General features: G+C 72.7%; 23 protein-coding genes and 2 pseudogenes. 15 read left to right on the top strand and 10 right to left on the bottom strand.

Annotated elements, in window-relative coordinates; translation table 11 throughout:
* The first annotated feature begins 278 nt into the window (after nucleotides 1-278).
* A complete protein-coding gene (locus tag WDV06_RS05395) occupies nucleotides 279-755 on the top strand; it encodes an LIM domain-containing protein (protein ID WP_395508464.1) in 477 nt (158 codons plus the stop codon).
* Here the strand turns inward: WDV06_RS05395 and WDV06_RS05390 are convergent, their stop codons facing one another.
* Nucleotides 756-1,268 carry a hypothetical protein gene (locus WDV06_RS05390; RefSeq protein WP_395508463.1) on the bottom strand — a complete coding sequence of 171 codons (513 nt, stop codon included), beginning with the start codon at nucleotides 1,266-1,268 and terminating at the stop codon, nucleotides 756-758.
* Between the two features lie 146 nt (nucleotides 1,269-1,414).
* Here WDV06_RS05390 and WDV06_RS05385 point away from each other — a divergent pair, with 146 nt between their 5' ends.
* Nucleotides 1,415-2,119, top strand: coding sequence for a DUF5701 family protein (locus WDV06_RS05385; RefSeq protein ID WP_395508462.1), 705 nt, complete (start codon nucleotides 1,415-1,417; stop codon nucleotides 2,117-2,119).
* A gap of 117 nt (nucleotides 2,120-2,236) precedes the next feature.
* Here the strand turns inward: WDV06_RS05385 and WDV06_RS05380 are convergent.
* Nucleotides 2,237-2,383, bottom strand: a pseudogene (locus WDV06_RS05380) (GNAT family N-acetyltransferase); the annotation flags it as partial.
* A gap of 232 nt (nucleotides 2,384-2,615) precedes the next feature.
* Between WDV06_RS05380 and WDV06_RS05375 the strand changes: the two are divergent.
* Nucleotides 2,616-3,155 (top strand): DUF3291 domain-containing protein, encoded by a 540-nt coding sequence (locus tag WDV06_RS05375; protein WP_395508461.1) that lies wholly within the window; start codon nucleotides 2,616-2,618, stop codon nucleotides 3,153-3,155.
* Here WDV06_RS05375 and WDV06_RS05370 read toward each other — a convergent pair.
* Nucleotides 3,136-4,332, bottom strand: a complete 1,197-nt coding sequence (locus WDV06_RS05370; RefSeq protein ID WP_395508460.1) for a cytochrome P450 family protein — start codon at nucleotides 4,330-4,332, stop codon at nucleotides 3,136-3,138. The two genes, WDV06_RS05375 and WDV06_RS05370, sit on opposite strands and share 20 nt — an antisense overlap.
* Nucleotides 4,333-4,670: 338 nt before the next feature.
* On the opposite strand from WDV06_RS05370, the gene WDV06_RS05365 reads away from it, so the two are divergent.
* Nucleotides 4,671-5,243, top strand: a complete 573-nt coding sequence (locus WDV06_RS05365) for a dihydrofolate reductase family protein (RefSeq protein WP_395508459.1) — start codon at nucleotides 4,671-4,673, stop codon at nucleotides 5,241-5,243.
* Nucleotides 5,244-5,317: 74 nt separating this feature from the next.
* Here the strand turns inward: WDV06_RS05365 and WDV06_RS05360 are convergent, their stop codons facing one another.
* Complete coding sequence (locus WDV06_RS05360; RefSeq protein WP_395508458.1) at nucleotides 5,318-5,965, bottom strand: DUF6000 family protein; 648 nt, start codon at nucleotides 5,963-5,965, stop codon at nucleotides 5,318-5,320.
* A gap of 44 nt (nucleotides 5,966-6,009) precedes the next feature.
* A complete protein-coding gene (locus tag WDV06_RS05355) occupies nucleotides 6,010-6,606 on the bottom strand; it encodes a DUF6928 family protein (protein ID WP_395508457.1) in 597 nt (198 codons plus the stop codon).
* A 226-nt stretch (nucleotides 6,607-6,832) separates the two neighbouring features.
* Between WDV06_RS05355 and WDV06_RS05350 the strand changes: the two genes are divergently transcribed.
* From WDV06_RS05350 to WDV06_RS05340, 3 genes are all read left to right on the top strand, one after another.
* Nucleotides 6,833-7,459, top strand: a complete 627-nt coding sequence (locus tag WDV06_RS05350) for a hypothetical protein (RefSeq protein WP_395508456.1) — start codon at nucleotides 6,833-6,835, stop codon at nucleotides 7,457-7,459.
* A gap of 225 nt (nucleotides 7,460-7,684) precedes the next feature.
* A complete protein-coding gene (locus WDV06_RS05345; protein WP_395508455.1) occupies nucleotides 7,685-8,932 on the top strand; it encodes a DNA gyrase subunit B in 1,248 nt (415 codons plus the stop codon).
* A gap of 79 nt (nucleotides 8,933-9,011) precedes the next feature.
* On the top strand, nucleotides 9,012-9,515 hold the full coding sequence (locus tag WDV06_RS05340) for a macro domain-containing protein (protein WP_395508454.1): 504 nt from the start codon (nucleotides 9,012-9,014) through the stop codon (nucleotides 9,513-9,515).
* A gap of 193 nt (nucleotides 9,516-9,708) precedes the next feature.
* On the opposite strand, the gene WDV06_RS05335 is transcribed toward WDV06_RS05340, so the two are convergent.
* Complete coding sequence (locus WDV06_RS05335; RefSeq protein WP_395508453.1) at nucleotides 9,709-10,314, bottom strand: DUF6461 domain-containing protein; 606 nt, start codon at nucleotides 10,312-10,314, stop codon at nucleotides 9,709-9,711.
* Between the two features lie 137 nt (nucleotides 10,315-10,451).
* Here WDV06_RS05335 and WDV06_RS05330 point away from each other — a divergent pair, with 137 nt between their 5' ends.
* Entirely contained in the window at nucleotides 10,452-11,285 is an 834-nt protein-coding gene (locus WDV06_RS05330) for a hypothetical protein (RefSeq protein ID WP_395508452.1), read from the top strand.
* A gap of 57 nt (nucleotides 11,286-11,342) precedes the next feature.
* On the opposite strand, the gene WDV06_RS05325 is transcribed toward WDV06_RS05330, so the two are convergent.
* Nucleotides 11,343-11,987 (bottom strand): GAP family protein, encoded by a 645-nt coding sequence (locus WDV06_RS05325; protein WP_395508451.1) that lies wholly within the window; start codon nucleotides 11,985-11,987, stop codon nucleotides 11,343-11,345.
* Nucleotides 11,988-12,160: 173 nt separating this feature from the next.
* Between WDV06_RS05325 and WDV06_RS05320 the strand changes: the two genes are divergently transcribed.
* Nucleotides 12,161-12,349, top strand: a complete 189-nt coding sequence (locus WDV06_RS05320) for a hypothetical protein (RefSeq protein ID WP_395508450.1) — start codon at nucleotides 12,161-12,163, stop codon at nucleotides 12,347-12,349.
* A 228-nt stretch (nucleotides 12,350-12,577) separates the two neighbouring features.
* On the opposite strand, the gene WDV06_RS05315 is transcribed toward WDV06_RS05320, so the two are convergent.
* Nucleotides 12,578-13,702, bottom strand: a complete 1,125-nt coding sequence (locus tag WDV06_RS05315) for a protein kinase family protein (RefSeq protein ID WP_395508449.1) — start codon at nucleotides 13,700-13,702, stop codon at nucleotides 12,578-12,580.
* 20 nt (nucleotides 13,703-13,722) lie between these two features.
* A complete protein-coding gene (locus WDV06_RS05310) occupies nucleotides 13,723-14,340 on the bottom strand; it encodes a hypothetical protein (protein WP_395508448.1) in 618 nt (205 codons plus the stop codon).
* A 181-nt stretch (nucleotides 14,341-14,521) separates the two neighbouring features.
* Between WDV06_RS05310 and WDV06_RS05305 the strand changes: the two genes are divergently transcribed.
* The 5 genes and pseudogenes from WDV06_RS05305 (at nucleotide 14,522) to WDV06_RS05285 (ending at nucleotide 17,400) form a co-directional block, all read left to right on the top strand.
* Complete coding sequence (locus tag WDV06_RS05305) at nucleotides 14,522-15,064, top strand: hypothetical protein (RefSeq protein WP_395508447.1); 543 nt, start codon at nucleotides 14,522-14,524, stop codon at nucleotides 15,062-15,064.
* A pseudogene (locus WDV06_RS05300) lies at nucleotides 14,976-15,257 on the top strand (DUF6087 family protein); the annotation flags it as partial. The gene WDV06_RS05305 and the pseudogene WDV06_RS05300, both read left to right, overlap by 89 nt.
* A gap of 43 nt (nucleotides 15,258-15,300) precedes the next feature.
* Nucleotides 15,301-15,921 carry a hypothetical protein gene (locus WDV06_RS05295; protein ID WP_395508446.1) on the top strand — a complete coding sequence of 207 codons (621 nt, stop codon included), beginning with the start codon at nucleotides 15,301-15,303 and terminating at the stop codon, nucleotides 15,919-15,921.
* 119 nt (nucleotides 15,922-16,040) lie between these two features.
* A complete protein-coding gene (locus WDV06_RS05290; protein ID WP_395508445.1) occupies nucleotides 16,041-16,577 on the top strand; it encodes a hypothetical protein in 537 nt (178 codons plus the stop codon).
* A 265-nt stretch (nucleotides 16,578-16,842) separates the two neighbouring features.
* Complete coding sequence (locus tag WDV06_RS05285) at nucleotides 16,843-17,400, top strand: RDD family protein (protein ID WP_395508444.1); 558 nt, start codon at nucleotides 16,843-16,845, stop codon at nucleotides 17,398-17,400.
* A gap of 19 nt (nucleotides 17,401-17,419) precedes the next feature.
* Here WDV06_RS05285 and WDV06_RS05280 read toward each other — a convergent pair whose 3' ends face one another.
* Complete coding sequence (locus WDV06_RS05280) at nucleotides 17,420-17,872, bottom strand: DUF5959 family protein (RefSeq protein WP_395508443.1); 453 nt, start codon at nucleotides 17,870-17,872, stop codon at nucleotides 17,420-17,422.
* A gap of 141 nt (nucleotides 17,873-18,013) precedes the next feature.
* Between WDV06_RS05280 and WDV06_RS05275 the strand changes: the two genes are divergently transcribed.
* Nucleotides 18,014-18,943, top strand: a 930-nt coding sequence (locus tag WDV06_RS05275) for a PhzF family phenazine biosynthesis protein (RefSeq protein WP_395508442.1), incomplete at its 3' end; no start/stop codon positions are given.

Genomic DNA, 18,943 nt, shown 5'->3' with positions numbered 1-18,943 from the left:
GTGTCCGTCGTGGCGGCCGACACCGCCGTGCGGGATCGCCTCGGCCGACAGGAACGGGGCGGGCGAACGGCTACCCGCTGGGCGGGTTCGCCGCAACCGTCACCGGTCAGCCGGTCGCGGGCGGTGCCGGTGCGCCTGCTCCACGCCGGTCCGTGCGTCGCCCGTGTCGGCCACAAAGCAAACGCTCCCATACGGCACGGACATCGCCGCCGGGCGGTCGGCCACCGGCCGGGAAAGGACGTACGCAACCGAGGCCGTCACGGGATACAACGGACCGCATGACGGTCTTCTCCTGCGCCGCGTGCGGTACCGAACTCACCCCGGACCTGCGGGAACTGCCCGGCGTTCCGGACGTCCGCGGCCACGACGGGCGAGGCGCGCCGTCGACGGTCCCGCGGGGCCGCTACGCCGTCGACCCCGAACCCTGGGGCGCCCCGTTCACGGCCCCGGGCACCGCCGCGGCGTCCGTGCCGACGGACCGGGCGCCGCTCATGCCGCCCGGCATGACCGACATGGTGCCCACGGGGCCCAGGAACTCGGTCATCGTGCACCCGGAGGACGTACCGGGCCTGCGGCTGTCCGGCTCCCTGGGCATCCACCGCGGCTGTTGCGGACCGCTCGGCACGGGCGGCCCCAACATGGCGTGCGCGTGCGGGACGCGGGTGGCGACCCTGGCCGCGGACTGCATGGGCCCGCACGAGCTGCGTCTGGATCCGGTACGGACGCACGCCTCCTCCCCCGGCCCCTCGGCGTGATCAGGACCCGACCGCCGCCGCAGGACCGGTGGCCGTGCCGGACGCCTCGGCGCGCGGGCCCGGCACCGGACGCCGGGCGGCGACCGCCCGGATGCCCGCCGCCCGCAGCTTCCGGGCCAGGTACTCCACCTCGGGCATCGTGCCCGCATACGCCCCCGCCACGACCTCGCCCAGCACGGACCGGACGTCGGCCAGACCGAGGCCGAGTTCCGCCCGCAGCACCCTCATGATCGCCGCGTTCCCCGCGGACGCGTCCACCCGCAGGAGGGCCGGCCCGTGCTCGGAGAGCAGCCGCTCCCGCAGCCCGTCGGGCACCGCCCCACCGCACACGGCCACCGCGAACCCACAGGACGGGCAGCTGGATTCCGTGTCCCAGCGCAGGGAGCCTTCCACCAGGGCCTGGACACCCCAGCACTCCAGCTCCGCACCGCAGTCCGGGCACCCGGCCGCGTACCGGACGGACTCGAAGACCGCGTTCACCGGGGTCCGGGCTTCGCCGCGCGGAAGACACATGCCACGGAGCGGACGCTACCGGATGCCTGGCCGGTCGACCGTGGGCCGGTGGTCCGTGGGCCCGTACGGGAACGATCCGGCGGGCCCTTTCGTTGGCGCGGGGCCGCTGCTTCGATCACCCACGAGGGAGTACCGTGCCCGTGCTCATGCCCGAAACCTCTGCCGCCGCACCCCCACGTCCGCTTCCGCCGCTCGCCGCCCAGGCGGAGCGCCTCGTCGGGCTCGGCGTGCCCCGGCTCACCGGGATCTCCGGCGCCGAGCTGCGTGCCTTCGCCGAGCGCACCGAGCCCGGGGACGGCAGCGCGCTGCTCGCCCTCCACCCGGACCGGGCGCCCGCCTCCGTACTCGCACCGTTGCTGCGCCACGCGGGAAAGCCGGGCTTCGTCGTCACCGACATGACCGACGTCGACCGTTTCGCACCCCACGCCCTCGCGTTGCCCGACGCACCCGTCTACCTCGTCTCCGGCCTGGACCGCGGTGACCACATGGCCGACTGGAGCCCGGCGGAGGCCCTGGCCTCCCTCGACGAGGAAGCCCGCACCCCCCTCGTGCTGACCGAGGGGATCCACTGGCTGCTGCAACGGCCCGAGGTGCTGGAGCGCAACCACTGCTTCATGACCATCGGCTCCCGGCTGCGCAGGGCCAACGGCAGCCTCGACGCCCGCACTCCGGCGATCTGGATCAGCAACGGCACCGGGCGGGACGGCCGCGAACGGCGCGACGCCCCCAAGGTGGGGTGGTGCTGGTGGAACAACCGCCACACCTGGCTGGGCTTCGCCTCGGCCACCGGCCGCCGCGCCTGGTCCGGTGACGGGAGGGCTCGACCGGCACAGGATCAGGTGTCCCCGTGAACCAGGGCGTGCAGGTGCTCGTCGTGCCATCCGTCCTCGTGCAGCAGGGCGCTGCGCACACGACGCCGGGTTCGCCACCGCGTGACACAGCCGCAGCCGGTGCAGTCCGAGGTCATCGAACGCCCACTGGCTGACACGCTTCGTGGCTTCGACCACGGTGCCCCTGCCGCGGACTTCCGGCAGGACCCAGTACACGATCTCGGCACTCCCGCCACTGAGGTCCACGTCGCCCCAGCCGATCAAGAGCGAGCACGGGTTGTTCATCCCGGCCAGGCGGCCGGCGGGAACGACAGGGGGACGGGGGAGGTGATCACCGCCGCATCGTGCCATGCGCCCTGCCCGCGCCCGCAAGGGCCTTCGCAGGGAGCCACGTTGAGCGGGAAATCGCAACTTCGACACGGCCCGCCGAGGCAGCTACCTTCGCTGCCTCCGGCGATCGCCCCGGTCGCAAGCCACCGAACCGATCAAAGCATCCACCCCCCACAGGGAGAGACGTATGCCCCACCTCGCGCTGTACACGTTCGGCGTCCTGAAGTCACCCCTCGCCGATCCCGGACCGCTCACGCGCGAGTTCTACGACCGGGGTGAGGCCGTCTACCGGACGATCGGTCAGCAGCCCGGGTACCTCGCTCACGCCGAACCGGCGGAAGCCGGCCGGGGCGTGCTCTTCGACGCGGACTGGGGTGTGTGGGGAGAGTTCGCCGTGCCGGCCTGGTACGAGAAGGGCCGTACGCCGGAGACCACCGCCCTGGCCGCGACCCTCTCGCTCTGGACCGATCTGCGCCCCGCCTTCGACGCCGTCTACGGCGGTCTGCACCGTGCGGCGCTCAACCGGCGTTTCGACTGGTTCGAGAAGACGGGACACCCGAGCCACGTGGCCTGGTGGGTGTCCGACGGCGCGATACCCACCTGGCAGGACGGGGTCTCCCGGCTGACGCACCTCCACGACCACGACTCCGCGCCGCACGCCTTCACCTTCCACGACGCCTTCACCCCGGAGGGGACGGCGATCAGGATCAATCGGGAGCCGTCGTGACGGGGAGCGCGGCCAGGCCGCGGACGAGGCGGGTGCGCCGCCACTGGAGGCGGTCGGGGGGTACGGCGAGGCGGATCGCGGGGAAACGGGTCAGCACCGCCCGCAGGGCGATCTCCAGCTCGGCCATGGCCAGCGGGGCGCCGGCGCAGCGGTGGACACCGTGCCCGAACGCCAGATGGGAGGCCGCGTCCCGGTCCAGGTCGAGCCGGTCCGGCGCCGGGAACCGGGCGGGGTCCCGGTTGGCCGCCCCCAGCGCGACCAGCACGGGGACACCCGCCGGGACCTCGGTGCCGCCGAGCGTGACGGGCCGGGTGGTGAAGCGGAACGTGGCCGTGCTCACCGCCGAGTCGAAGCGGAGCAGTTCGTCGAGCGCGGCGGGGATCCCGTCCGGATCCGCCCGGAGCCGATCCGCCGCGGCCGGGTGCCGGAGCAGCGCCAGGAGGGCGTTGCCGAGCGCGTTGGTGGTGGTCTCGTGTCCGGCCACGAGCAGCAGCACGGCCAGGGAGACCAGTTCCTCCTCGCTCAGGCGGTCCTCTCCGTCCCGGGCCGAGACGAGCCGGTCCAGCAGCGAGCCGCCGGGGCTGAGCCGCTTGGCGGCGACGAGGTCCGTCATGTAGCCGGCCAACGCGTGCGAGGCCGCGTCGATGACCTCGGGCTCCCCCGCCGCGAACAGCTCCGCGGACCAGCGCTGGACCGCGGGCCGGTCGGCCCGCGGCACTCCGAGCAGCCGGCAGATCACGATGACCGGCAGCGGCACCGCCAGGCGGGCCACGAAGTCGACCGGTTCGCCGACGGGCCACTGGTCCAGCAGCTCGTCGGTGACCCGGGCGATGAACGGACGCAGTTCCCTGACGGCCCCCGTCGTGAACGCCTTGGTCACCAGCTTGCGCAGCCGGGTGTGCCGGGGCGGGTCGCTGGCCAGCATGGTGTGGGCCAGCGCCGGGTGGAGGCGGCGTCGGGACTCCTTGCCGGCGAAGAAGGCGGCCGTGTCCTTGGAGAGGCGGGGGTCGGCGAGGGCCTCGCGGGCCTCGGCGTAGCCGGTCACGAGGTAGTTGGCGCGCCCCGCGGGGCCGGCGGGCACGGGCTGCACGGGGCACGCCGAGCGCGTGGCCGCGTACTGCACGTAGGGGGCATAGGGGTCGGGGAGGACGCCGGGGTCCCGGGTCGGCCCGGTCATGGCCCCGGACTCCGGGGACGGGACGTGCGGGCTTCGGCGGGCCCGCGTACGGCCGCCGCTCCCCCGGCCCCGCCCTCCGTGCCGCCGAACGCCGCCCTCAGCCTCGCCACCGCCCCCGACACCCCCTGCGTACGCCCCGGCCCGACCCGCCTGCCTGACATCACAACATAGCCGGTCAGAGCGCCCTCCCACGGGTTCGCACCATTCGGCCCGCGAGGACCGATGAGTTTCTCCACGGTCGACAGTCAGAGATCATGACTGGTGCGCAGCTGCCGCGAGCGGAGCACGGCGCATCAACCGGACCATCCGTTGCCGACCCACACCACCGAGGACCTCAGATGCGAACCCTGATCAGCACCGCTTTCATCTCGCTCGACGGCGTCGTCGAGGCCCCGGGCGGCGAGCCCGGTTACCGCAACTCCGGCTGGACCTTCAAGCACATCGAGTTCCTCCCCGAGGCCTTCGCCATCAAGGGCGCGGAACAGAAGGAGGCCACCGCGATGCTGCTGGGCCGCACCAGCTACGAGGCGTTCAGCCCGGTGTGGCCCGACATGGCCGACTTCGCGGACTACAAGGTGATGCCGAAGTACGTCGTCTCCACCACCCTCACCGAGCAGGACCTGGTGACGAACTGGGGCGAGACGACGATCCTGCGCTCGCTGGACGAGGTCGCCGCGCTCAAGGAGACCGAGGGCGGCCCGATCATCGTCCACGGCAGCGCCACCCTGAACCATGCCCTCTCGGACGCCGGCCTCATCGACCGCTACCACCTGCTCGTCTTCCCGCTGCTCCTCGGCGCGGGCAAGCGGCTCTTCAGCTCCACGGACAAGGACGCCCAGAAGCTGAAGCTGGTCGAGCACGAGGCCTACGCCAACGGCCTGCAGAAGCAGGTCTTCGACGTCGTCCACTGAGCTGGGCAGCAGGGGTACCGGGCCGTCGGTCGTGCCGTTCCGCCCGCGGGCGGGTGACGGGGCAAGCGGAGCGGTCAGGAGTCGGGGCGGGGGCTCAGCGCCTGGCTTCCACGTCCGGCGAAGAGTTCCGCGCACTCGTTGGCGAAGGAGCACAGGCGGTCCACGAACTGCCGCACCTCCTGCGGTTCCGGCGCGATGCCCGGCCGGGCCTCGGCCCACTGCTGCCACAGGCCCCCGGCGGCGAGGTAGCGGGATGCGCGCTCGGTGCCGAGGGCGGCGTCGAGGTGCAGCAGTGCGCCGAGGGCAGGGCCCTGGTCGTAGCAGAGGTCCGGGCGACGCAGGTAGTGGTCGAGGTAGCCACAGAGGAGATCGGCGTCCGCGTCCTCGCCGAACGTGGCGAGGGTGACGCAGTAGGCCCCGCCCGCATAGGGCCCTGCACTGGCCGGCAGAAGTTCGCCGATAAGGGTGCGGAACTCGGTCCTGCCGGCTACTGCAACCAGCCAGGCGGCCGTCTTGCGCTCCCGCCAGCCGCCCTCGAAGAGGGTGCCGAGCTCGGTGGGGGTGATCTCCCGGGCGGCCCCCACCAGTTCCTCGACGAACAGCTCGCGCTCAGCCCCGGTCAACCGCAGCGCGCCGCCCCCCAGCCGGAGGTACCGCCGTCCGGGCGTGACGAACCGGCGGACCAGGTCCGCCGGCTCGGGGTCGGCGCAGACATCACGCATGGCTGCATCCTCGCCCGGCGAGCGGCCGGTTGCCAGCCGTCAAGTCAGCAGAATCGCCGCCGAGTTCGCATCGCGTCCACGACCGCGCTGAGCGCGGCCTCCCTCGCCACGGGATCCGGCGCGTTCGTGTCGCGTACCCGGTAGCCGTGCAGGGCGACGGTGTCCGCGTCGACGTCACCGGGCCGGGGCCGGCCTTCCACGATGAACCCGCAGAGCGCGCGAAGGGCGTCCTCGCCCAAGTCCAGCGGGTGGAAGGGCAGCGCGTACGGCTCCTCGTCCTCGCCGGGCCATGAAACGGTGGCGGCCGGACGTTCCCCGGCCCAGTAGGGGCGTTCGAAGGGGAGCGGCTCGCCGGTGTTCTCCACGATGCCGGTGTCCCGCGAGAGGCTGAGCGAGCGGACGAGCCGTCCGTCCTCCCATACGGCGAACGCCAGCCAGTCGACCACGCTGTGCAGGGCGTGCGGGACCGTCCTGCGGCCCGCCCCGGCCGCCACCAGTTCATCCGGGAGCTGCGACGGGAGGTCGACCATCACGCGTCGGTCGCAGACCAGTTCCACCGCCGGCCGGCCGGCCGCGTAGGTCTGGCCGTCCGGCGGGTAGAGACCGTCCCACAGGTTCGAGCCGGCGGTGGTCTCGATCACGCATCCCGGCTACAGGCGTCGCACCGTCGCGGTCGTCCGCTCCGGGTCCGCCGCACCGACCTGCTCCAGCAGGCCCGGCACCTCCCCGTCGGCGTACACGAGCAGCGCGGTCTTGGCTCCCAACGGCCCTCCCCCAGGCGAAACCCCGCAGTGCGGAGCACCGTACCCGGCAGGCCTGACAACGCCCGGCAGACCTGTTCACCGGCCCGCGGGGGAAGATCGGCGGATGACGACCTTCAGGATGACGAGCGCCCGGCGACGGATGCTGCCGTGGGCGGCGGTGTTCCTGCTCACGACGGGGTGCGGAGCACAGCGTGCGGACGATGGCCCCGACGCCGGCCCGCGTGCGGATCCCGCGCCGGCCGGTACGGCGGCGATGGCACCGGCGCCGGTTCCGGCACCGGGCACGCCTTCGGATTCCCCCTGCCCGGGCGAGAGCCCCACGCCCACGGCGCCCGGAGCGTCCGGCACCCCGGGCACGTCCGCCCCGTCCGCTCCCCCCGCCGACCACTACGCCGAGAACCACGCCTTCCGGATCCCCCTGCCCCTCCACGGCCAGAGCCGCTGCGACGGGCTCGCGGCCGTCGGACGGGTCGAGCACGCCCTCGAACCGCTCCGGCGGCGCGGCGACTTCGCCCCCGAGAGCGTCCGCAGCGCCCTCAGCGGACTCGGCTACGCCACCGGCAAGGTGCACGCGTACCAGAACGGCCCCACCGGCGTCGGGTTCCTGGTGGACATCGGAGCCTCCCCCTGGTGCGTGGAGGGGACGATGAGCAGGGACTCCACCAGGGCGGAGGCCTTCGGCGGCTACCCCGACGGCACCGGCTGCGAGCCCCCGAGGGGCGGCCACTGAGCCCGGCTGAATCGGGGCCCCGCGGGCACCCGGAAACGGTGTCCTGCGCCGCTTCCACGGGGCCTTGGCCGTCCTCCGCGGCCCCCGCGGACCCCTGTGGCCGACCACACCCCGGCAGGGGTCCACCCGCCTGCCCAGGGCTTCGGCCGTATCGCTCTGACCTGGTGGTTTCAGTGATTCCGTCTAGGCTGAAAGGGTCAACCGGGCGCTACCGAAGGAGACTTCGTGAGTGAGGAACGGACCGCGTACGACGCCTCCCGGATCCAGGTGCTGGACCCTCGCGAGGCCATCCGGAGACGGCCCGGGATGTACGTCGGCTCGTGCGACGAGCGGGGGCTGCACCGCCAGCTGTTCGAGCTCTGCGGCGAAGGGGTGAACGAGGTCCTCGCGGGCCGCGCCGACCGCGTGGACGTCACCCTGGCCCCGGAGGGCTGGGTACGGATCGCCGTCGACGGCCCGCGGGTCCCGCCGGACGACCGCGCCGGGGACTGCGGCGGTCCCGGACTCGAAGCCCTGCTGGCGGACCTGGACGCCAACCCACCGCTGCGGAGCCGCAACGCCGTGGAGCTCAGCAGTTTCGGCTCGCGCATGGGACCCTTCGTCGCCAACGCCCTGTCGAGCCGGCTGACGGCCGAGTTCGGGCGCGGGCAGACCCGACGGGTGCACCGCTACGAGCGCGGCTACGCGGTCGGGCCGGAGACGACGCCGGACGGACCCCGGTCGCAGGACGGACCACGGGCGGACGACGGACGGGAAGCCGCACCCGGCACCCTCATCACCTTCCGCCCCGACACGGACGTCTTCGGCACGGCGGAGCATTCGTTCGACGTACTGGCCGAGCGCTTCAGGGAGCTGGCCTACCTCAACCCCGGCCTCGACATCCACCTGAGTGACCGGCGGTCGGTGGACTGGGCGCGCTCGGAGCGGTTCCGCTTCCCGGGCGGCGCACGGGACTTCGTGGCCTTCCTGGCGGGGCGGCGGACGCCGGGATCGTTCCACGGACGTGTCCACGGGCTCGCCCTGGAGGAGCCGCGAATGTCGGGCTCGGTCGAGGTCGCCCTGAGCTGGGACAGCGCCCCCGGGGAGGAGGTCCGGAGCTTCGCCAACAGCTGCCCCACCCCCTGGGGCGGTACGCATGTGGAGGGCTTCCGCGCCGGGCTCGCCGCGGCGGTCAACGCCTTCGCACGCGAGCGCGGCTTGCTCACGCCGACGGCTCCCGATCTCGACGCCGGCCGGGTCAGCGGGGGCCTGACGGCGGTGGTCTCGGTGAAGCTCGACCGGGTCGAGCTGACCGGTTCCACGCGCGGCGCGCTGGCCAACGAAGACGTACTCGCCCCCGTGGCGCAGGCCGTACGGGAGCACCTGCGGACCTGGCTGGCCGAGGACCCGCAACTGGCCGCGACCGTCGCCGCCCGCGTCGCCACGGCCCGGAACGCTCACGGCGACTGCCCCGCTGACCGGCTGACCCGCTGACCGACTGACCGGCCTGCCCCCACCCGGGGCTGACGGGCGCCGACCGGGCACTGTCAGTGGTCGAGCATAGGCTGGTGACATGACGCCGATCACGATCATCTCCGGGGACGCCACCAGTCCGCAGGCCAAGGGACCCAAGATCATCGCGCATGTCTGCAACGATCTCGGCGGCTGGGGCAAGGGCTTCGTCCTGGCGATATCCAGGCGCTGGCCCGAGCCCGAGAAGGACTACCGGGCCTGGCACCGCGGCCGCGCGGGCAACGACTTCGGCCTCGGTGCGGTCCGGCTGGTCCGGGTCCGGCCGGACACCTGGGTCGCCAACATGATCGGCCAGCGGGGCATGCGCACCGGAAGCTCGGGGGTGCCGATCCGCTACGACGCCCTGGAACGCTGCCTGACCGCCCTCGCCGGCCACGCCCTGGAACTGGGCGCCTCGGTCCACATGCCCCGTATCGGCTGCGGCCTGGCCGGCGGGAAGTGGTCACGCGTGGAGCCCCTGATCAGCGAGGCCCTCTCCGCGAAGGGCGTGGCGGTGACGGTGTACGACCACGACGGCGGCGGCTCCGCTCCGTCGCACCGCTGACCACCGCCCGCGGTGGAGCGGTGGGTGCCCCGGGGCGGCTTCCGCCGGAACACCCACCGGTCTGTGAAGGGCCGTCGGCCGGCCTCACGACGGGGCGGTCGACGCGCTGGGTCCGCACGCTAATACCGGAGGGCAATGTTCCGGCCCGGGTAACGGGGAAGTGGCCTGAACATGGCGCGGAAGCGCGGCAGGGTTACCGGATTCGTACGGTGGCACAGGTGAAGGTGGTGTCCTGGAGCAGGGCCGGGGTGATGGCCACACCGGTCAAGTGCTCCGCCAGGGCGAACGCCGCCGGGCCGGAAAGGTCCACTGCCGGAGGTTCCTCGTCGAGGGGGAAGCCGATCCGTCGCATGACGTCGAGGAGTCGGTCGGGCGCGGTCCCCCAGCGGTCCTCCGGGAACATGGGGTCGAAGCAGAGGCGCAGGACCTGGTCCTCCGCCCAGAGGAACGTGCCGACGGCGTTGATGTTGACGAAGTGCGAGACCCAGCTCGTTCCGGCGGAGGCCGGCAGCACTCGGTCTTCGGTGACACCGAGGTAGCCGTTGGGCTCGATCAGCAGCGTCCAGGCGCCCACGGTCGTCATGGCGATCAGCTGACGGTCGCCCTCCGTCCCGTCGTACTGGGCGAAGGCGGCGTCGGTGACCTCGGCTATGCCCTGGAGGGGCGCCTCCGGTCGGCCGTCGAGCCTGGTCACCACCTCGTCGGGCGTCAGCCCTCGTACGAGGGTGAAGCAGTACGCCTCGGCGATGTCGGGAAAGTCGTCCTCGAACCAGGCGTAGCCCGCTGCGGTCTTCGTCATGCCGCCATCCTCTCCTCCCCCACCGACAACGCCCACTCCCCATGATCCACATCCCTTATTATCGTCGCAGCGACGATAATAAGGACGCGGCGAGGGCCGCCTCGCACGTGCCGCAACCGCACTACCGGAGAATGCAATTGACAAGCCGTCAACGGCTGGCCGCTCGGGCCGGCACCCTTCCCAGTCCCATAGCCGCGGCCCGGACCGTGGCCGGCTCCTCCAGACCGGACCGCATCGAGGACCCGGTCATCACCTGGGTCCAGGGCATCCGCACGGCACTGGGCATGACGGCCACGGTCTGGCTCCTCCTCTCCTACCCCCTCAGCGGGGGCCGCCAGAGCTTCGTGCTCGGCAAGCTGGCGGAACTGCTGATCGGCTGCGCCATCGTCGTGGTGACCGGGGTCCTCGGCGTCGCCGTCTGCATCCTGATGGCCCGCCCGCCCCTGCGACGCACGTACGTGGGGCGCCTCCCGGGCCCCCTGACGGCACTCGGTGCGCCGCTGCTCGGAGCCGGCGTGGTCTGGCTGATGGTGGCGGCCCTCAGCGGTGACATCGTCTCGCCCTCGGATCTGGGCGCGCACGACATCACCTTCGGGCTCTTCGGCACCTTCCTCGGCACGGTCCTCACCGGTCTGCTGGTCTTCCTGCTGTTCGCCGCCGCCGCGGTGGTCTGCGCCCTCGTTCTCGTCATGGCGGCGCTCTTCACCCTGGCCGCCGCCGTCATCGGCCTGAACGGCTGCTTCCGGATGGGAGACGTGCACGAACTGCTGCCGGCCCTGCTCTCACCGCTGCTGGTCTGGTCGCTCTTCGGCTTCCAGCTGTTCGACGGCCCGGACGTGGCCGCACCGCCCCTCGTGCTCTACTCCTTCATGCTCGGCGGCCCTCTGTCGGTGACCGCCCTGTCGCTGTGGGAGATGCACCGCCTGCGCACCCGCCACGGTCTGACCCTGGGCTCACTCTTCGGCCGCTGAGGCCGGTCTGATCGAGAGCAGAACCGCAGCTTGGCCGGAACGCCGGCCGGCGACTCCTCAAGCGACGAGTGCGTAGATGCTGGTTGCGGTCAGCCAGAGTCCGGCCAGCAGCGAGAGGGTGACGACCAGCTGGTCCTGATGCCGCTCAAGCCAGGTCCGCAGGGCGTTCAGCCGAGCCTGGGCCGAATCCGGTGCCCAGACCGCGTACAGCTCCATGACGAGAAGGCTCAGGGTGGCCAGCAGGCAGTAGCCGGTCAGCGCAAGCCAGTCGGAGAGCGAGGAGAGGTCGGCGTCGACGATCGTTGCGGCACCGGCCCCGACCAGGGCCCATGGCTGGAGCAGCCAAGCGAGTGCGGCGGCGGTGCCGAGCGAAGCGTTGTCGATGCGGGCCGTCCAGCTCGGCGGCCTGTACGGGCGGGGCAGCGTCCGGTAGCGGTAGCCCCCGAACAGCACCAGGCCGACGCCGATCGCCAGCTTGGCGGCGACCGCGGCGGTTGACGGCGAGCTGTGGTGCAGCGGCGGCTTCCCGCCGGTCAGCAGGACGACGCAGGCGACCACCACGACCAGGTTGGCCAGCCAGGACAGCAGGAAGGTGAGGCCCTTGAGAACACCGCGGCGCGACGCGAGCAACAGGATGAAGGCGCTGTTGTGCAGCGGTCCGAGGGTAATGGCCGTACCGATCACGACCAGGTCGACGAGCATCGGCACAACCGCTCTCGGAGGTCAGAGCCGTCCAGGGTCCCGGACGGGCTTTCATGCATGGGCGTACCTGGTGCGCAGGGGTGCCGGCGTCCCTGGAGCGCCGCATCCCGACCGACTCTGCGGCCCGTTACCCGACGGATCAAGCTGCCACGCCGACGGTGCCGAGGAGCAGGGTGGTCGGCATGAAGGAAGTCGGTGGCGGTCTCGACACGGCCACCACCATCACACCGTTCCCTATCGCGAAGAGAGGGGTCGACCGGCGGCGGGCACGCACGTCAACGCAAGAGGCTGTTCGACAGGTCGTCATAGACAAGTGGCTTGATTTCGGACACCGGAGCAAGAAAACCGAACGCGACGGCTGAGGCCGGGCCACCGAACAGGGCCGAGACCACCAGCACCGTATGCGTTCTCAAATGCGAATCTCAGGTTCGGCAGGTGGTGGCGCGGAGTCGGGAGGTCCGGTGTCAACGCCGGCTGGACCGTCCCGACGGCGAGCGACGGAACGCCCACGCGCTCGCGGGCGCGTCTGGAACGGATCGAGTACCTCGACCACGAGGAAGGGGCCGCCCTCTCCCCGGAGGCCGCGGCCCTCAGCCGTGCGCCGTACCGGCGGCCGCGGCGCGGTCGAGCTCGGCCGCCGGATAGGGCGTCCGCTTGCTCTCCCTCAGAAGCCGGCGGTAGAAGCCGTACAGGACCACGGCGGTCCGGGCGTGCCGTGCGACGAGCGCCGCGATCTCCGGCGGTACCCCGTCGGGCCTTCGGCCCGCGATCCACTCCTCCAGGAACACGTCGCGGTCGGTGTCGCCCCGCAGGCGGTCGACGAGGTAGTGGCGGAGCAGGTGGGCGACGGTGTGGTGGCGGTCGTACGCGAGGTGGTCTGAGAGGAACTGGCTCTCTTCCGCAGCGAGTTCGAAGTCCGAGCTCAGGGCCAGTCCGAAGTCGGCGAAGTAGATCTGCCGGCCGTCGGTCAGGACGTTGTCGAAGTGGGCGTCGAAGTGCACCAGCCCGCGGGAGCGCATGAACGCCGCCCCGCGCCCCAGCGCGTCCTCCACCCGCGGGTAAGGGGAGCCGGGGTCGGCCGGCACGGCGTCCGCCCGCCGCTCGTGCAGCCACGCACCGAGGGTCTGCGGCACGTGCTCAAGGAAGAGCACCAGACTGCGGGAGGACCGGCCGATGGCCTCCAGCCGCTCGCGAACCGCCTGGGAGCCGTCCCAGTGGGCGACCGCTCCGTCGATGCCCCCGAGCGCGTCCACGAAGCCCTCGGGAGGGGTGTCGGGCAGGACGCGCCAGTGGTACATGAGGGGGAATCCCCCGTAGTCCCTCCCCAGGACCCAGTTGCTGGTCATGGTGTGCACCGCCAGCTCCCGCCAGGCGCCGAACCCGGCGGAGCCCACGCCGTACTGGTAGAACATCGGCAGACCGAAGAGGTTCGCCGTGGACCGTACGTTCTCCGGCCGGAGCTCCAGGTCCGTCAACGGCACCCGCTTGACGAAGACCCGTACCCCGTCCACGTCCAGCTCCGCCGACCTGCCGCCGATGCCGGAACCGGCCGGACGGGCGGAGGCCACGAGGTCGGCGAGCCGCCGGTCGCTCAGCAGCGACAGACGGGTCGACACGGTCCCGTACGCCGCCAGCCGCGCGGCGTACCGGGCCTCGCGGTGGCGGCGCGTCGACGGCTCGTCCTCCGTACCCCCCAGCAGGGCGTCGGCGCTCATATGGCCCGCTCCCCTCCCCCTCAGCCGCCGAGCGGCCACTGCGCCGGTTCCGCGTTGTACCCGCGGAACAGCTCGACCGCCGCCGGCTTCTGCCCGGCCGGAATCAGGAAGGCGGTGCACACCTTCTCCGACTGGCCGGGTCCCAGGGTCTTGGTGGTCTGCACCGGCGGGCAGTCGGCCCATTTCGCCGAGCCCATCATGACGATCAGGGGACGCGTCCGCAGGCCGGACTCCGTCCTGACCATGATGTCGTCGTCCATGTCCCCGAGTTCCATGGGCGTGCCGCTCTTGTGGGTGAGCGTCGACCAGACGAAGACGGGGACCTGCGGACCGTCCTTGTCGTCCTTCCGCAGACCGGAGTTCTGCATGTCCGCGTCGGTCCCGGTGCGCACCTCCAGCGGGGTCACCGTGAACCTCGCGTCCTGCGAGTTCAGCTTCGGGCTCTCCTTCAACGGGCTGGCCTCGCCCAGGCGGTAGGCCTTCTTCACCCCCGCGGCGCCTGCCTTCCCTCCCTGGCCTGCCTGCGCCGAGGGGGCTCCACCGGCCTTCCCCGGCCCCGGCCCGTCGCACCCGGTCAGGGCGGCCACGGCCGTCACCGCGCCCGTCACGGCCAGGGCAGCCCTCGTCCACCTACGCATGCGTCACTCACTCCCCCGGGACCGGCCGGCACCTCTGGCGCGTCCGGTACGTGATCACTTCAAACGGTCATTTTCGCAGAAACGGCCCGAGGTGGCGGAGGATGGCACGGACAGCGGTGAACAGCGTTCGGGCCGGGGCGGGTTGAGACGGGTGAAGGGCGGCGCGGGAGTGGGGCGGCGGATGTGCGGGCGGGTCGGTGCCGTGGTGCGGGCCGCCCTGGCCGCTTGGGCGGTGGCCTCCCTCGCCGGCTGCTCCGCGGGCGACGGAGGCCACGGGGAGCCCGCGCCGGGCCCCGCGGGCGTCGAAGTCACCGTGGTACGCGGCGACAGGACGTACCCCTTGACCGCCCGCATCACGCAGTGGGAGGTACGGCCCCACCCCCAGGTCCCCGACCGGGGCAACGCCGTCCACTACAGCTACCAGCTGGCCATGACCGACACCCTGCCGGAGGTCCGGGTCGAACTGGCGGTGTGCGCAGTGGACGCGGCGGACATCGTGCTGCTCTGCGACACCGTCTCGGCGTACCAGTACCCGGCGACACCGCTGGAGGCCGACGACGCGTGGATCGGCCCCAACCCGGATCCGGACCTCGCCCGCACCGCCCGCGTCGTCTTCCTCCCCGACCAACTGCTCGGTGACGGACGCGCACACGACCCCAAGGACCACGACGGCTACACCCCTCCCCGCCTCCCGACACCGGGCGACCACCTGCGCACCGGCTGACGGGAATCAGGGGCGGCTGCGCACACCGGGCGAGCGGAAGGCCGTCACCCTCGGGAGCGGACCGCAGCGTGCCGCCCACGTGGACCCCGGGGCCCCTCGCCTGATCCTGGAGTGGGACGGCTTCGCGTGGCAGCCGCTGACCACCGTGGAGGACTATGCGGCGGCCCGTCGGTTCCTCAACCCTCCCCCCGCTCCGGCCCGGCGCCCGCAGCCGGCTGCTGCCTATGCTGCGGCTCATGGGACTGGACCTCACGTTGTTCATGGCGGACTGGGAGCGGTTGGGCGCCTTCCCCGTCGAAGGGCGGATCGACGCGCTCGACGACACCGTCTGGCCGCCCGGCGACGACGAGGGCCTGCGGTGCGGGCGCTCCGGGGGCTGGCGGTGGCCGCCGGGCCGCCCGGGGGCGGGGTGGTGCGCCGCGTACGAGTTCTCCACCACGAGCGGTTCCTATCGGCCGCATTGCCACGCGGGCGACGGGTGGGCGGACATGCGGCCGTTGGTCGAAGCGCCCTTGCGTGAGGCGATGGACGCTTTCCTCGGTGGTCTGCTCTGGGATGCGGATCCGGCCGAGGATCCTGCGCTGGACGGCGCGGACGGGTTCTTCCCGCCGGTCACCGACCCGCGGCGTCCGCATCTTCTGCTGGTCTGCCCTCCGGAGGCGGTGGCGAGGAAGGTTCCTGCCTGGAAGGAGGCGGAGCCGCGCCTCGACGCACTGCGCGCGCCGTTCGCCGCCGAGTGCGAGGGCTGGGCGGGCCGCCCTGAGACCTTTGACGGCTTCGTCGCGCTGCTGCGCGAGTGGGGTGCCGTGGTCACGGAGGCTGCCGGGCGCGGATGGGGTGTGGTGGGGGTGCCGTAGCGGTGTGGCGGGCAGGCAGGGCAGGGTGCCGGGCGGCCGAGGAACGTGGTCGCCGGGGGCGGCCCAGCACCCGTAGCACCGTCACACCACGCCGGACGGCGCGAACGTAGACTCCGGCCATGATGGAGATCCTGGAAGATCTGGACGTCCTGATGCGGCCGCATCTCGACCTCCCCACGCTCCGGATGGGCGGCATAGCCCTGGGAGCCCCCGCCGACGGTGTTCCCCGCCACAGGATCGTCGAGGCCCAGGCCTCCGTGGTCGCCCGCTACCGCGGCGGGGACGACATCGACAGCGAATACCACGACGCCGACGGCCGGCCGCTGACGCTCGACGAGGTCATCGACCACACCGTCCGGTCGGACGGGTTCCTGTACTGCGCCGGCGAGCTCACCTACAAGGTCCGCGCCGGGCTCGTCGTCGGCTTCGCGATCTACGGCCCGCGCCTTTCCCACTTCGCCCACGTGACCTCGTACGAGGAGCTGCTGGCGGCGTTCGGCACGCCCGATCTGGTGCGGGAGGAGAGTGCGTACGGGGACCTCATGGGCTACGACCTGTACTACTGGGGCGCCCGCAAGCACGTGAAGTGGGACGCCTCGGGCAACCGCGTGAGCCTGATCAACGTGGGCGACTTCAAGGGAAACGCGGGCCCGTGACCGCAGCCACAGACCGGTCCCCCACGAGGAGACAACGCGGTCGTCTGCAGGGCTGACGGTACCGAGCGCGTGCGGTTGCCCCCGCCGCGCAACGCAGGGACTTCCACGGCCGTCGCCGTTGACGATTGGACAAATGATCAAGTGGACAACCACGATGACGCATCGACATAACGACTGTCCGAGGGGCTAACCGGGCGCCTGGTGCTGTTGCTCGTCCGGCTCGGTCCGCTCCGGCCCCGTTTCCGACCCCCGGAGAAACTTCTTCATGAGCTTCGGCGACCCGAACAACCCCTATGCCCAGCAGACCCCGCAGGGCATACCCCCGCAGGGCGTACCCCCGCAGTACGGCTACCCCCAGCAACCCCCTCAGCCGCAGGCCTACGGCATGCCGGGCGGCGTGCCCGAGCTGGCTCACTGGGGTCTTCGCGTGGGCGCCGACCTGCTCGACACGCTGATCATCCTCGGCCCGATGTACGCCCTGGGCTTCGTCGACCTGGCCGCCGCCGCCGACCCGCAGACGGCCGAGCCCGGCATGTTCTTCACCGTCGGCGTCGTGTACGCGATCGCCATGGGGTTCTTCCAGCTCTTCAAGGAGGGCTCGACCGGCCAGAGCATCGGCAAGAAGGTGTTCGGTATCAGCCTGCGCCGCGAGGCCGACGGCCGCACGCTCGGTTTCGGCATGGCCTTCGTCCGCAAGCTCGCCCACATCCTCGACAGCCTCCCCTGCCACCTCGGCTGGCTGTGGCCGCTGTGGGACCCGAAGAAGCAGACCTTCGCCGACAAGGTGTGCGGCACCGTCGTCATCCGCACCCCCCAGGGCTGAGACCACGCCCTCCCGCCGGTCAGACCGCCCCGGAACAGCCGCCGTCAGCGAGCGCGGCCCGCAGCCGGCCGAGCCGGTGGGCGGCGCCGGCGGCCCAGCCGTCCCGCAGGTGCAGCGGCACGGTGACCGTCACCCCGCTCTGCACCGGGTCGCGGACCTCCACCACGAACGGGTCGGCGGCGCGCAGCCGCAGGTAGGCACTGCGCCCCGCCTCGGGCCAGTCCGTGGACGAACCGTCGGGCACGGCCCCGTCCTCCTCAGCGGCGGCACGGGCGGCGAGGAAGGCGGTGAGGTCAGCGAGGTCGGCGTCGGTGCACCGCACCGGCAGGCGCGCGCTGACGAAGCCGGTGTCGATCACGATCTCGGCCTCGTACCAGCCGTCGTGGCGCCCGCCGCCCAGCGCGTCCTCCAGCACCACCGATACGCTCCGGCCGCCCCGGTCCGCGAACCTGACGACATCGAGGTCCCCCACCCTTCCTCCTCCTTCGATCGCGCCGCGGCCGGCTGACGGGCCCCGGTCTGTCGTTCCGGTCCCGGCAGCGGCATCATGCCAGGTGCCTCCGGTTCAGCGCGCCGAAGGGCTACTACCGCTGAGGAGAGGGGAGTTCGCCGCGTGAGGGAATCCGGAACGCCCGTGATCGTCCGTGCCTGCCTGCGGGACGGCAGGGGTGGCAGCCCCACCGCCGTGGTCCGGGACGACGGGCGGTTCAGCGACGACGAGCGTCGGCGCGTGCCCGTGCAGCAGGGGACCTCGCACGCTGTCTTCGTCGGGGCGGAGCAGGGAACGGCGCCGGGCGGCCCCTCCCCCGTCGTGCGCCTGCGCTTCTTCACCTCGGAGGGGGAGCTGCCCGCGTGCGGGCACGGTACGGTCGCCGCCCTGGCCTTCCTCGCCGCCCGGGCCGGCGCGGAGGGGGACTACCGGGTCGTTCTGCGGACGGGCGCACGGGACTTCGAGGGCTGGGCATGGCGGGAGGGCGCGTATCCCACCGCGGCCTTCGACGCCGGGCCCGTCAGCCTCCGCCCCGCCGGTGCTACGGAGCAGGGGCTCGTACTTCCCGCGCTGGGCATCGCCGCGGCGGACGTCGGCGAGGAGGTGCGGGTGGCCGGAGTGGGACGCGAACGCCTCCTGGTGCCCGTGGCCGACCGGGCCTCCCTCGCCGCCCTCGACCCGGACCTCGACGGGCTCCGGGAGGCCTGCGACCGCCTGGGGCTCCTGGGCGTGTACGTCTACTCGGCCCCCTCCCCCGCCGGCGCGTTGGCGGCCCGGATGTTCGCGCCGTCCATCGGGGTCCCGGAGGACATCGCCAACGCCAACAGCACCGCCTGCCTGGCAGCCCATCTCGCGGGGGCGGGCATCACGCGGATCTCCGTGGACATGGGCGACACCGTCGGCAGCCCCGCCACCATCACCGCCACGGCCCACCGGACCCCGTCGGGCCCCCGGATCCGCGTGGGGGGGGGGGGGGGGGGGGGGGGGGGGGGGGGCCCCGGCCCCCCCCCCCCCCCCCCCCCCCCCCCCCCCCCCCCCCCCCCCCCCCCCCCC

This window comes from Streptomyces racemochromogenes, assembly GCF_044129415.1.
In the GTDB taxonomy this organism is placed as follows: Bacteria; Actinomycetota; Actinomycetes; order Streptomycetales; family Streptomycetaceae; genus Streptomyces; species Streptomyces racemochromogenes_A.
This window is presented reverse-complemented; position numbering and strand designations above follow the sequence as displayed.

Bases quoted from the DNA above. Each gene is read 5' to 3' on its own strand.
- WDV06_RS05370 (WP_395508460.1), bottom strand. From the start codon at position 4,332: ATGACCGGGCCGACCCGGGACCCCGGCGTCCTCCCCGACCCCTATGCC.
- WDV06_RS05340 (WP_395508454.1), top strand. From the start codon at position 9,012: ATGACGCCGATCACGATCATCTCCGGGGACGCCACCAGTCCGCAGGCC.
- WDV06_RS05350 (WP_395508456.1), top strand. From the start codon at position 6,833: ATGACGACCTTCAGGATGACGAGCGCCCGGCGACGGATGCTGCCGTGG.
- WDV06_RS05375 (WP_395508461.1), top strand. From the start codon at position 2,616: ATGCCCCACCTCGCGCTGTACACGTTCGGCGTCCTGAAGTCACCCCTC.
- WDV06_RS05285 (WP_395508444.1), top strand. From the start codon at position 16,843: ATGAGCTTCGGCGACCCGAACAACCCCTATGCCCAGCAGACCCCGCAG.
- WDV06_RS05310 (WP_395508448.1), bottom strand. From the start codon at position 14,340: ATGCGTAGGTGGACGAGGGCTGCCCTGGCCGTGACGGGCGCGGTGACG.
- WDV06_RS05390 (WP_395508463.1), bottom strand. From the start codon at position 1,268: ATGTGTCTTCCGCGCGGCGAAGCCCGGACCCCGGTGAACGCGGTCTTC.
- WDV06_RS05305 (WP_395508447.1), top strand. From the start codon at position 14,522: ATGTGCGGGCGGGTCGGTGCCGTGGTGCGGGCCGCCCTGGCCGCTTGG.
- WDV06_RS05360 (WP_395508458.1), bottom strand. From the start codon at position 5,965: ATGCGTGATGTCTGCGCCGACCCCGAGCCGGCGGACCTGGTCCGCCGG.
- WDV06_RS05335 (WP_395508453.1), bottom strand. From the start codon at position 10,314: ATGACGAAGACCGCAGCGGGCTACGCCTGGTTCGAGGACGACTTTCCC.
- WDV06_RS05290 (WP_395508445.1), top strand. From the start codon at position 16,041: ATGATGGAGATCCTGGAAGATCTGGACGTCCTGATGCGGCCGCATCTC.
- WDV06_RS05295 (WP_395508446.1), top strand. From the start codon at position 15,301: ATGGGACTGGACCTCACGTTGTTCATGGCGGACTGGGAGCGGTTGGGC.
- WDV06_RS05385 (WP_395508462.1), top strand. From the start codon at position 1,415: ATGCCCGAAACCTCTGCCGCCGCACCCCCACGTCCGCTTCCGCCGCTC.
- WDV06_RS05365 (WP_395508459.1), top strand. From the start codon at position 4,671: ATGCGAACCCTGATCAGCACCGCTTTCATCTCGCTCGACGGCGTCGTC.
- WDV06_RS05395 (WP_395508464.1), top strand. From the start codon at position 279: ATGACGGTCTTCTCCTGCGCCGCGTGCGGTACCGAACTCACCCCGGAC.
- WDV06_RS05315 (WP_395508449.1), bottom strand. From the start codon at position 13,702: ATGAGCGCCGACGCCCTGCTGGGGGGTACGGAGGACGAGCCGTCGACG.
- WDV06_RS05325 (WP_395508451.1), bottom strand. From the start codon at position 11,987: ATGCTCGTCGACCTGGTCGTGATCGGTACGGCCATTACCCTCGGACCG.